The 11,469-nt window shown below is 47.6% G+C and carries 10 protein-coding genes; 3 read left to right on the top strand and 7 right to left on the bottom strand.

Annotation, left to right across the window (positions count from 1 at the left end):
- Both O3C58_06890 and O3C58_06885 read right to left on the bottom strand, forming a co-directional pair.
- On the bottom strand, positions 1–874 hold an 874-nt coding region (locus tag O3C58_06890), incomplete at its 3' end, for a PAS domain-containing protein (GenBank protein MDA0691580.1).
- Positions 875–1,214: 340 nt separating this feature from the next.
- Positions 1,215–2,606: a sigma-54 dependent transcriptional regulator gene (locus O3C58_06885; GenBank protein MDA0691579.1), complete on the bottom strand. Its 1,392-nt coding sequence runs from the start codon at positions 2,604–2,606 to the stop codon at positions 1,215–1,217.
- Between the two features lie 692 nt (positions 2,607–3,298).
- Here O3C58_06885 and O3C58_06880 point away from each other — a divergent pair.
- A complete protein-coding gene (locus O3C58_06880; protein ID MDA0691578.1) occupies positions 3,299–3,754 on the top strand; it encodes a helix-turn-helix transcriptional regulator in 456 nt (151 codons plus the stop codon).
- 265 nt (positions 3,755–4,019) lie between these two features.
- Here the strand turns inward: O3C58_06880 and O3C58_06875 are convergent, their stop codons facing one another.
- Both O3C58_06875 and O3C58_06870 read right to left on the bottom strand, forming a co-directional pair.
- On the bottom strand, positions 4,020–6,158 hold the full coding sequence (locus O3C58_06875) for a DUF1926 domain-containing protein (protein ID MDA0691577.1): 2,139 nt from the start codon (positions 6,156–6,158) through the stop codon (positions 4,020–4,022).
- Positions 6,159–6,314: 156 nt separating this feature from the next.
- Positions 6,315–8,048, bottom strand: coding sequence for an ABC transporter transmembrane domain-containing protein (locus tag O3C58_06870; GenBank protein ID MDA0691576.1), 1,734 nt, complete (start codon positions 8,046–8,048; stop codon positions 6,315–6,317).
- Positions 8,049–8,474: 426 nt separating this feature from the next.
- Here O3C58_06870 and O3C58_06865 point away from each other — a divergent pair, with 426 nt between their 5' ends.
- Both O3C58_06865 and O3C58_06860 read left to right on the top strand, forming a co-directional pair.
- Positions 8,475–8,882 carry a flagellar protein FlaG gene (locus O3C58_06865; GenBank protein ID MDA0691575.1) on the top strand — a complete coding sequence of 136 codons (408 nt, stop codon included), beginning with the start codon at positions 8,475–8,477 and terminating at the stop codon, positions 8,880–8,882.
- Positions 8,883–8,899: 17 nt separating this feature from the next.
- Positions 8,900–9,145: a hypothetical protein gene (locus O3C58_06860; GenBank protein ID MDA0691574.1), complete on the top strand. Its 246-nt coding sequence runs from the start codon at positions 8,900–8,902 to the stop codon at positions 9,143–9,145.
- Positions 9,146–9,187: 42 nt separating this feature from the next.
- Here the strand turns inward: O3C58_06860 and O3C58_06855 are convergent, their stop codons facing one another.
- From O3C58_06855 to O3C58_06845, 3 genes are read right to left on the bottom strand one after another with little or no spacing between them, the layout of a single operon-like run.
- Positions 9,188–9,745 (bottom strand): thiamine pyrophosphate-dependent enzyme, encoded by a 558-nt coding sequence (locus tag O3C58_06855; GenBank protein MDA0691573.1) that lies wholly within the window; start codon positions 9,743–9,745, stop codon positions 9,188–9,190.
- Positions 9,732–10,229 carry a thiamine pyrophosphate-binding protein gene (locus tag O3C58_06850; protein MDA0691572.1) on the bottom strand — a complete coding sequence of 166 codons (498 nt, stop codon included), beginning with the start codon at positions 10,227–10,229 and terminating at the stop codon, positions 9,732–9,734. The genes O3C58_06855 and O3C58_06850 overlap by 14 nt, the downstream gene beginning before the upstream one ends.
- A gap of 16 nt (positions 10,230–10,245) precedes the next feature.
- Complete coding sequence (locus O3C58_06845; protein MDA0691571.1) at positions 10,246–11,178, bottom strand: NAD(P)-dependent oxidoreductase; 933 nt, start codon at positions 11,176–11,178, stop codon at positions 10,246–10,248.
- Between the last annotated feature and the right edge of the window lie 291 nt (positions 11,179–11,469).

Raw genomic sequence — 11,469 nt, 5'->3', positions numbered from 1 at the left:
TGCTCGGCGCGTTTTCCATCATCGAATTCATGCGTGCCATATCGGTTTCGGTTTTCAATTTTTGCGTGATCACCTCCCAGGTCACCATCGGCCCCAGATAGTTACCATCGCTATCGTAGATGGCGCTGACCAGCAAGTCGAGGACTTCCGGGCCCAATTGAATATTGGCACGGTGCGGCAGGTTCTTGGGATCGGACAATATTTTGCGTTGATGCGCCGGATTCTTGTGGAAAATGTCGATCGATTGACCGACGAGTTCACTGATCTTGATCGGCAGGTATTGCTCCAGCGGACCCAATGTAGTCACCGATGAAGGATTCACGTATTGAATGTTAAAATCCTTGTCCGCAAAAATAATGTTGCTCGGCGCGTTTTCCATCATCGAATTCATGCGTGCCATATCGGTTTCGGTTTTCAATTTTTGCGTGACATCTTCCAAGTTCACGATATAACCCTGCACTTCATTCTTGGAGTCTAAGATTCCATTGACGGTGGCTTTGAGGGTTATTCCCCTAAAAGTAAACTCTGCGGTGTGAGGTAAAGCTCTCGGATTTTTCAGTATTTTTTCCACCCGTTTACTGTCTTTATGGAATCTGTGGATAGAGCCACCGATCATTTCATCCATCGAAACATCGAACTCCTTCTCTATGTCATCCCGGATATTACCAAGAGTTTCCAGGGCTTTTTCATTTGCAAAAACCAGGTTTAATTGGGTGTCGGCAATAAGAATATTTGCTTGAACGCTATTCAGGGAGGCCATACGGTTCGCTGAGGATTTAAGCAATGAACTTCCATTTTTCCCATTTCCAAAGAAACTCAACAAGCTGAACCCTGTTGCAGGAGAATCCATTAAACCGGCACTTTTAACACTCATTTTTTTGCTCCTCTCGGTATCTTAAAATCAGTTTTTTTATTTTTATATGGAAAAATTTTATGAAAGGATCTGTTCATTTTGTGGATGCGGAAAACGGGGAAGAATATTATTTTTTTCTCAATCCATTCAAGACAATCCATTTGCGCCTCTTCCAGTTTTTTCTTCCATGTGAAATTCTTTCCTCTAAGGATTTTTTAGAAATCACCAGTTACAATCTCTCAGTCACCCTCTTATCATCTATCAATGTAAATCATATTCTCCACCAAATCTTCAACACGGGTTTCAAATGCGTTTTCTCGTTTGATTATCGTTGAAGTAAAACGATGATTCATGAAACACCTCATTCCATATTCCCATTCGGCGCGGGTTCCAGGAAGTCCTTCCGTTTGAGCGCGTATTTTTTCATTTTGTCGTAAAGTGTTTTTCTTGGCAGTCCAAGGGTCAAATACGTCTCCTTGACATCGCCGCTGGTGCGGGCCAACTCCTGGACGATCAAAGTTTTTTCAAAAGTGTTCATTTGCTCAACCAATGTCTGCTTGTAACCATTGGTTTTTTCTTTTGCACTGAAAACCCGGCTCGGACACTCCTGGTCTACAGAGTCCTGATCGTACCCAAGCGTGAACCGTTCCGCCGCATTTTTAAGTTCACGGACATTTCCCGGCCAGTCCTGTCGCAATATGTCCTGCAATATTTCACTGGTGATTAACGGCGTCGGTCGTTGGAATTTGGCGCAGGCTTGGTGGACAAAATACTGGAACAACAAGGGGATGTCCTCCCGATGGTCTCTAAGGGAAGGAAGGGGAATGCGAATCACATTCAAGCGATAATAAAGATCCTCACGAAATATTCCCTCTTCACTGGCTTTTTTGAGGTCCAGTTTGGTTGAAGCTATGATACAAATATCTATGGGGATGTGCTGATTGGAGCCCAGTCTTTCCACCGTTCTTTCTTGCAGCACGCGCAGGAGCTTGCCCTGGAGGTGCAAAGGCATGCTGTCAATTTCATCCAGATATAGCGTCCCCCCTTCGGCGTATTCAAACTTGCCAATACGGCGACGGTTTGCACCGGTAAACGCGCCCGGCTCATGCCCAAATAGCTCGCTTTCCAGAATTTCCTGGGGAATCGCGCAACAATTAATGGCCACATAATTATTTTTCCCCCTCGGGCTTTGCTCGTGCAGGCAACGAGCGACCAGCTCCTTACCCGTTCCGGTTTCTCCCACCAGGAGAACATCAGCATCCACCTCCGCAATGCCCCGGATGGTTTCGCAAAGGCGCTCCATGGCGCCTGATTTACCGATAATAAATGAACCTGACTTTTCCCGTATGGAAATTTCTGACCGCAGATCCCGGTTTTGCAGAACTAAATTCCGTTTCTCCAGGGCACAGCGGATAATTTTGTGAAATTCTTCATCTCGGAGAGGATTTTCAAGAATATCGTAGGCCCCCAGCCGCATGGCACTCACAATCTGTTGAATATCTCCCTGCCCCATGATCATCAGAACTGGCAGATCGGCATCGATATTTTTAACCCGCTCCAGAAACTCCAGGCCCCCCATGGAGCGCATGTCGAACGGAATCACAAGAATCCCATTCCATTGGGGAGAAATCTTTTGAAGCGCCGATTCTGCATCTTCCAGAACCAGAACCTCAATGCCGCAGCTCTTAAGGGTCTCCACTGTACGAGAAGTCAACGTTTTGTCGGGGTCCAGAAAAATTATATTTTCCCTCAAATCAGTTTTTCTCCTTGAAAATGGCATAAAATTCTCAAAGTCACTTTTCCTTCTCGCAAAGGCCATTACTTCCTCCTGAATGAAAAAAAGCCACCCTCAACAATCGCCACTTATTTTCCGCCATTTCTCCTGGGAATTAACTAACCCCAAAAAAATGAATGAGTTAAAACATCACCTCATTCAATATAAATCCGATTACCATAAAAAATCAAGACAAATATTCGGTTTACTTTATTTTTGTGCGGATAACGGAACATGCTAATATTCGATACATCGCCATTTATCACCCGTAAGCAATATCCGAGTTTCTTATTTTGCAGCTCCAAATAAAAACTTTACAAAATAAAATAATAGCTTTACGCAATCATTAAGTAAAAGAGGGATCTCTTGGAAAATTTTATTCTGAGGGGAAATCTTTCCGAAGCAGGAGGGGATATTCGGCAAGCTCAATATTTACATGCGGTTTTGCCAGAATTCACATGGAATTAGGAAGTCACCCACAAAAATATTCGGCGGATATTTTTATCATTGGGATAAAAAACATGGAATACGATGTTTTTCTAATGGTATAATGGGTAATAAAGCCTAATTTATCGTTTTTCCTTATTTTTTGATGGTTTTATTTTTTTTAACTAAATATAGTTCAGGCAAAAGTCTCACTTATTTACCACAATATATCGGTATTCGGAATTATGCAAGAAAAAAAACCAGGCGCGGCCAATTTTTTAGGGGATCGGCTTCGGCAATGGCGAAAGTCTATTCCCATGAAGTCCTACGAACTGGCAAAATTGATCCTCATTTCGCAAGGGTCTTTCTCTGACATTGAAAATAATAAATCCTTGCCTTCTGCCGACACCATCGCAAAAATTTATCAAAGTACCAATATCAACATCATCTGGCTTCTTACGGGCAAGGGTCCGATGAAAAAAGGAACTCTTCCAGGCGAAGAAGCAAGAACCCCCATGGCTCATGAAGAAGCGGCGGCTTACTGCGAAGAAAGTCATGGGAAGGATCAAAGCTTGCGGGAGTCGATTGAAAAACTGGTGCGTATTTACCACCAGGGGGACCCGGAAAAGAAAGCGCACCTTTTAGGTTTTCTCATGGGAGCGGACCCAGGGGACGGGAATCATCCGAGAAATTTCTATTGAGTCCTGGCTGAAGAGGGTTTTCTGCAAAACTCAAATCAACATATCATCATTTTCCGAAATTTTTTCCGGATCGAACAGCCCCAGGCGTTTGGCGCAAAACTGACACATGCATGGGAAAGCTCCTGTTATTCCTGGAAACAGGAAAAATGAAATTTGCAGGGATACCGACGGGGTGAAGCGGATCAGGATATCCTCTATGTTTGCAAAAATGCTGAATATGTGCCCAATTTATCAACTTGGTTCCGCATTTTGGATAGTATCATTTTTATTGGGTGATTTTAAGGACGAGATTTTGTTCGACCGATTTTCCGGGGAGCAATCTCAGCTTTTTGTGGGCGAGCAGGCAGGAGCCCTGATAGGTGCGTTCGAATCCGTCTTCCGACTGGGATATTGTTTCCACCGGAAACCGCCACAGGGAAATTTTTGGTGAAAAGGCAAGCGACAATTGAAACTTGTTCCAATCGTCCCGCATTCCGAAAGTCTCCACGTCATTTAAGGCTCCCTCACTGTTCAGCCGGGGAGCTTCCAGGGTCTGACCGGGGCAAACGTAATAGCGGTCCTCGGCATCTCCCGCCAGCAGTGTGAAGTTGAATTCAATCCCCCACCATAAAGACAGAGGGTTTTCATTTTCATTGGTGATCCTGTAATGCACCCGAATCTCCGCTTCCGTGCGGAAAAAGGTATATGTCTTTTCTATAGTCACCTGCCGGGAATTGCCCTGCTGGTTCACCGTTCCGGTTCTCTTTAAAGTCAGAGAGTGATCTTCTCCCGGTTGCTGACTCGAAGGAGACACCCTTTCATAGCATTGATCCACGAAATCTCCCTGTTCCTCGAACCGGCATTGCTTGAAAGTTTCCAGTGTGGTTTCCGAATCGAGAAAGTGATCGAGAAAGGAGTAGCGTTCCCAGCGATCAAAAAACAGTTTGCTGGCTAAATCCTGTTCCTTGAATTTGATGCGATCGTGGATGGACTGCGGCTGTTCTCCGCCGCCACCCTCGGAGTGGTCCGCATCCTGAATGGTTTTGTGGTAAATTTCTTCCCGCCTTCTTAGAACATTGCTCAAATTAAAACAGGCGGGGCGGTAATCGAGTTGCAGCAAAGACCCGCCATAGGCAGGCGCCAGGCAGGCATTGATCTGCTTGTTGCTGACCAGGATTTCATCCCTGCCATCCAGATTGTAATCCAGGGTCTTAACCGAGAAATCATGACCGGTTTTTTCATCGACAAGGTTTTCGGCGGCAAGCAAATGGTTGTACAGGGCATGACGCAAATAGTTAAGGTACAGACCGCCAAACAGACCATGCCATTGGGCGCAATTGCACTGCCCCTGGTAAAGCTCCCGAAGGGAGCCGCTTGATTCTGCATCCTCCGGCGCAAGCCCGTTCACCTTGCGGCTGACGTAAAGCATCTTCTTGTGCAGGAGATTGCTCTCTTCATATTTGGTCAGAAAATTATCCCATTGGCCACCGCGCAAAAACAGCTTATACCGTTCCTCCGCAACATCCTTGGATTGCAATTCCTCTTTTAAATTTTTAAATTTCCAGACAGCATTGGTCGGCAGGGACCATTCCATCATTTCATCGTAGGAGGCCATGGGCAGATAGATGCGCCCGGTGGGAAGATGCCCGTCGATGTATTCGCTGAAAGTTACGGTTTCGATCCAGTCAGAATTATCCCGCAAAGCCGAGAAAAACTTTTCCAGCCATTTTTCCTTGTAGACCCAATCAAAGGTGTCCGGCCAACTGCCAAATTTTTCCCCATCATCGGCGTAAGTCATCCCCTCGAAACCCAATTCGTCCTTCGCCCGCCTGAGGGCGGCAAGAGTTTCTTCGGGCATTTTAAAAGGAATGGCGTAACGAAGCGCTTTGCTGATAGGAAAAACAAACAACGGACTTCCCAGCCGCTCGGTGATGTAATATCCCTGTATCTGCTGTTCTTCCAGGCCTGAATAATAAAAGTGCGTGTCATCGACGACCGTGTATTGAATCCCTGCTTTGGCTATGATTCTTGGCAGGTCGGGCGACCAGATGCGCTCCGCCAGCCACAATCCGCGTGGTACGCAACCGAATTCCGCCTCGATGAACTGGTTCATCATGCGGATTTGGCCGATGGCGTCATCCTCGGGCAAGGTGGACAGTAACGGCTCGTAAAACCCACCGCTCAGGATTTCCAGTCGGCCTTCGGCAACCAGATCGCGCAACATCTTCAAATAATCAGGACGCTGCTGTTTAAGCCATTCAAGCAGTGGTCCAGAAAAGTGCGCGGCGGTTTTTATTTCTGGAAACTGTTTGAGGACTTCAAAATACGGCTGGTAACAAACCTGAAAAATATCCTCGAACACATGCCCGAAATTGCCCACCGGTTGGTGATTGTGTATGGCAAACATGAACTTGATTTTTTTCATAACACCTAAAGACGGCAAGGAAATAAAGTTATTATCCGCTTTGCAGAAAATAATTAAGGATGGAACCGATCTCGATTTTAATTATAGCCTGTTCCGGGAAAACATTGCATCACCCTTTGTGGGCATAGCCACAGGCACAAGGTTCAGGGGATCGGATTATGTGGACTCAATTTCCAGCATTTTCGTGGTGAAAAGGTCGTAATAAAGACTCTCGTTTTCCAGCAATTCGTTGTGCCTGCCGACCTCCACCACCCGGCCCTTATCTAAGACGATGATCTTGTCCACATTGCGGACGGTACTCAGGCGATGCGCGATGATGAGCGTCGTACGACCGGCCATCAGCCGCTCCATCGCTTCCTGAATCAGCGCTTCCGAACGGTTGTCCAAAGCCGAGGTGGCTTCATCCAGCACCAGGATGCGGGGGTTTTTCAACAGCGCCCGGGCGATGGCGATCCTTTGCCGTTCCCCGCCTGATAGCTTGACCCCCTTTTCCCCGACCAGCGTGTCATAGCCGTTTTCCTGTTTCAGGATGAACTCGTGCGCGTTCGCTGACTTTGCCGCGTCCACCAGTTCCTCCTCTGTGGCGTCGAGTTTGCCGTACAAAATATTTTCCCGGATGGAGCCGCCAAATAAAAGCGTCTCTTGCGGAACCAAAGCAATCTGCTCAAGGAAATTTTTCAGGTCCAGTTGGCGGATGTCGTGCCCATCCAGCTTGACGCACCCCTGATCGGGATCAAAAAACCGGTGCAACAATTGAATGAGGGTCGATTTCCCTGCGCCGGTTGGCCCCACCAGAGCGGCGGTTTCACCGGGCAGGATTTCAAAGCTCACATTTTTCAGGACAGGGGCTTCTTCACGATAACCAAAGGTAACGTTTTCGTATTGAATCTTGCCCTCGATCCTGGGAAGTGCCACCGGGTTTTCAGGGCTCTTGATGTCCGGCTGGGTGTCCAGAATTTCATAGACACGCCGGACCGCGCCCAGAGCTTCCTGAATCTGCGTGTAAATCCGCACAAACGTTCCGATTGGACCGGCAATAATCAGCGCGTAGAGGAAAAACGCCGCCAATTCACCCGGCGTGGTGGTTCCCTGCATGACCTGATTGCCGCCATACCAGATCAACAGGGCCGAAACCAAAAAGGTGAGACCAAGAATGAAAGGACCGAAAAAAGAGGATATCTTCACCTTACGCACCGATTCCTCAAAAGCCGTCTCGATCTCGTTTTCAAATCTTTTTTTCTCAAAGGCTTCCCTGGCAAACGATTTAACCACCTTGATGGAAGACACGCCTTCCTCAAGCACCACGGTCGCTTTTGCCAGCTTGTCCTGCACTTTTTCCGAGAATACTCTAAGGCGCTTGCCAAAAATCCGGGCAAATAGCATGAGCGGCGGAAGCACCAAAAGAATCAGCCCGGTCAACTTCCAATTCAAATAAAAAATGATCATCAACCCACCGAGCAGAGTGATGCTCTGCCGGAAAATTGCCACGGGAATGGAAACCAGCGCACTTTGAATGACGGTGATATCACTGCTCATGCGCGACAAAATTTCCCCAACCCGGCGGTTGTGGAAAAATCGCAAAGAAAGCGACTGGATGTGGGAAAAAAATTCGATGCGAAAATCGGTGGTCATCCGGTGCCCCACGAACCCGAAGATATAGTTATGCGTCACCGCAAAGGCCGCCTGAAATAAGATGATGAGGACCAGGTCGCGGGTGAGCGCGTTCAATACCAGGTTGTCTTTGAGCACAATGACCGTATTGATCATATTGCGGACGATCAGCGGTAAAACGAGATTGACCACGGAGGTGAGAAGCAGGCAAATAAAAGCAAAAATGATGCTCTTTTTATAGGGCCGTGCGTATTTTAATATTTTGCCAAAATCTTTCATATTTGTTTTGGGTGGTTTCATTCCGCAATTTCCTTAGAACTTTTCACTACAGGCTGCCCCCCTTCATCCCAGGAGTTGAATGCCCCTCTGCGCTCGGCAACCTGCTATTTTTAAACCGCCTATCATACCCTCTGCCTGCCAGTCGTTCAAACAATATCATCACCAACCTCCCGGAACTTCATGCAAATTATTCCCTGACTGACTCTCTTTTACTCTCCCGATCAGACCCGGTTATAAAATAATTAATTTTTTCCTAAAGATTATCTGAATTCCGCCGCTAAAGAGATAGCTTAAGGTGTTCTCAATTCCATTTTCTATCTATTAAGCCTTTAAAAATCAATCGTTTAATAGATATCGATTTTTCAATGGTTCATGGATAAAAAAAGAGATCTTTCTTAATTAACACCCATTTGGGACGAAACAATTATGGACAGCGAAGCAATTAATCCCACGAAAGGGGCCGATATTCGGCCCACCAAGACACCTGCATCTTCGGGGAAACCTGTGGTTTCCGCGCCTGTGCAAAAGGCAAAACCGATTCCTGACGACACCGTGTCCTTGTCCCCTGCCGCCAAAGAGGCTCTGAAAACCTCGGCACCAACATCGACACCAGTTGAAGGCCCGAAAAACGATACCGTCGGCCCCAATTCAGATAACAGTCGAAAAATTCAGGTGACTGACCGCAATGAGGTGATATTAAAAATTGTCGACAACCAAACCAGGGAAGTGGTCAAGCAAATCCCATCAGAAGAAGAAGTTGGCTTGAAAAGAGCTCTTCGCGACAACGCTGAGAATACTGCTAAGGAGAATAACCCAACGGAAGAACTGATTTAATACCAAGGAGATTTTTTATGGAAGTGTCCGGATTGAGCAACGTTGCTACCGCACCCAGACCCTCTGCCGCTCAAACAACCAAGGCGGAAGGGGAAAATAGTCAACAAGCGGGAACGTCGACAGAATCGCAGTCTTCAGTATCCAACGAGTCGCAGGCCAGTCTGGTGCCTCCCCCAAGCCCGACTACGGAATCGGGCAATGAGCCCACCAATATTCCTAGCGCTGAAAGCAATACCGGGGGACAAATAAACATTTCTGTCTAGAAAAACCGTCTTCCCTGGAAAACCAAACAACCCGGCACCCGGTCAGTTCATGCTTTTCATGAACCGGGCCTTGATCTCCTCAGGGGTGTGAGTGACCCGCCCGGTTGCGGGATCAAAATCCGGGTCCACCTTGATCAATAAAAAGCTCGGCCCGTCGCCTGCCATCAACTTCTCAAAAGCAGGCTTCAAATCCTCTTTTTCCGTCACTTTGAGCGCCACCGGGTACCCGCAACTGCGCGCCACTTCCTCAAGGGGAACCGATTCCGACAGAGACCGTTGACTGCCCGTCGACTCGTACACCTGGTTATCAAAAACGACATGCACCAGATTTTTAGGCGCCGTCGCGGCGATCATCGCCAGCGTTCCCATCGACATCAATACGTTGCCGTCGCCGTCAAAAATGATGACTTTTTTATCAGGACGACACAAAGCCACCCCCAGACCAATGGATGAGGCCAATCCCATGGACCCGATCATATAAAAATTACCTTCCCGGTCCTGGTTTTTAAAGGATTCCCGGCAAATGTATCCATTCGCATGGACAATAGGCGCATCCTTCACCAAGGGCAGGATCACCTCAAACGCTTCAGTGCCTTTCATCGAAAATTCCTTTTTTCACCAGAAGCGTGAAAGGCAGTTCGGCTTTTATGTTCTGCTCGGCCTGCGCTAAAACTTCTTCATGGTTTTCCTGGGTAAGGATGGCGTAATCCATTCCGGCGGTTCTCAGAAGGTCTTCATTGATTTCACCCATAATAATATGCTCCGGGGCGTCTTTGCCGCCGCACCCCCGCCAGCTCATGACCACCAGAGTGGGAATTTTGTAAATGAGGTTCAAAGAGGTGAACGCATTCAAACAATAACCGAGGCCGGAATTCTGCATCAAAAGCACAGGCTTGGAACCTGCCATGTGAGCGCCGGCACAAAGGCCGACCGCCGCATCTTCGCGCACCGCCGGAATATAAGACACGTCTTCGGTTTCCTCCAGACAGGAAATCACGCCTGAAAGCAGAGAACAGGGAACGCCGGTAAAAAAATTAAAGCCTTTTTTCTTGAGTTGGGCGACAAAGCTTTCGGAATTCAGCATAGTATCAAAGGTCCCCTTACCAGGTCTGGATGGACCGTTCGCCACCATACTTTGACTGCAGATCATGAAGTAACTTGAGGTATTCGACGATCCCCTCTTTGCCCTTGAATTCGACCCCCAGGGCTTTCGCCACTTCGTTGGACATGGGCACACCCTTCTCCCCCATGATCCCTTCCACTTCTCCAAACGAGTCGATTGTATCCACGATCATTTGTCCAAGATCAAGGTTGTGAATGTGCCCATCGACCAGATGGTAAATTTTTCCCGCCGCATCCGGGTTGCCCAGGACTTTTTCAACCGCCTGGCAAACCGCATCCACGGAAACATACTTCGTGCTTCCCTTGAGATCGACGTTATAGTTGGTGGCCAGGAAATCGACGGTCTGGAACCATTCGGATTTATCGATCTGCGGTCGCACACCGTAGATGGTCACCGGACGCAGGATCGTCACATCAAACGCCCGTCCTTTAAAATAACTGAAACAGAACGATTCGATAGAAGATTTAATCGCTCCATAAAGGCTGCTTGGACGAACCGGATGATTTTCATCCATGGGATGAGATTCGTCCACGGTGGGCAGGACTTCCCCAAATACGGTGCAGGCGCTCATGAAAACAAACTGTTTTACTTTCGCCTTTTTGGACGCTTCCAAAAGGTCGAAGGTTCCATTGACATTGCCTCGAACCAGTTCGTCCGCTGTCTGCACCGGCCCCGGAAAGTGGGCCAGATGAATCACCACATCGGCGTCTTCGACCAGTTTAGCGAGCGACTCCTTGTCTTCCAGGCTGCCAATGATGTAGTCCACATCCTCGAAGGGCTTCAAATGATCGACGATGCTGGTTTCGCGGATCAGGGCTTTCACCTTGTACGCTCCATTCGTCGCCTGAGACAACTGTTTTATCAAATGGGACCCGACCAAACCGGTGATCCCTGTAAGCGCGATATTCATCAAATCCTCCAGTTATTTATCGGACGGACATCTAAGGACCCCGCCCAGCCAAAATTCAACTTCCACAATATCCCCCGCAAATCCTGAGAATCTTTCAGGCAATGGGAGAAATACCGATCCGACCTAAAGGACCGGGCGAAAGTTTGAATTCAGATTAATTATAGAACTTGGCATTATGAAAACAGACATCCATGAAGTCAACCACCTTTTTCCTTTTAGAAGCAACGGTGAAAACTTTGGAGTCAGGAGGAGCGAACTTGGTAGAGTTTCCAGGCCACCGGACCTGCTTTC

The organism is Nitrospinota bacterium, assembly GCA_027619975.1.
Lineage (GTDB): Bacteria > Nitrospinota > Nitrospinia > Nitrospinales > VA-1 > JADFGI01.
This window is presented reverse-complemented; position numbering and strand designations above follow the sequence as displayed.

What these genes read in the sequence shown, in the direction of transcription:
- O3C58_06880 (MDA0691578.1), top strand. Translation starts at nt 3,299, where the DNA reads ATGCAAGAAAAAAAACCAGGCGCGGCCAATTTTTTAGGGGATCGGCTT.
- O3C58_06875 (MDA0691577.1), bottom strand. Translation starts at nt 6,158, where the DNA reads ATGAAAAAAATCAAGTTCATGTTTGCCATACACAATCACCAACCGGTG.
- O3C58_06870 (MDA0691576.1), bottom strand. Translation starts at nt 8,048, where the DNA reads ATGAAAGATTTTGGCAAAATATTAAAATACGCACGGCCCTATAAAAAG.
- O3C58_06865 (MDA0691575.1), top strand. Translation starts at nt 8,475, where the DNA reads ATGGACAGCGAAGCAATTAATCCCACGAAAGGGGCCGATATTCGGCCC.
- O3C58_06860 (MDA0691574.1), top strand. Translation starts at nt 8,900, where the DNA reads ATGGAAGTGTCCGGATTGAGCAACGTTGCTACCGCACCCAGACCCTCT.
- O3C58_06855 (MDA0691573.1), bottom strand. Translation starts at nt 9,745, where the DNA reads ATGAAAGGCACTGAAGCGTTTGAGGTGATCCTGCCCTTGGTGAAGGAT.
- O3C58_06850 (MDA0691572.1), bottom strand. Translation starts at nt 10,229, where the DNA reads ATGCTGAATTCCGAAAGCTTTGTCGCCCAACTCAAGAAAAAAGGCTTT.
- O3C58_06845 (MDA0691571.1), bottom strand. Translation starts at nt 11,178, where the DNA reads ATGAATATCGCGCTTACAGGGATCACCGGTTTGGTCGGGTCCCATTTG.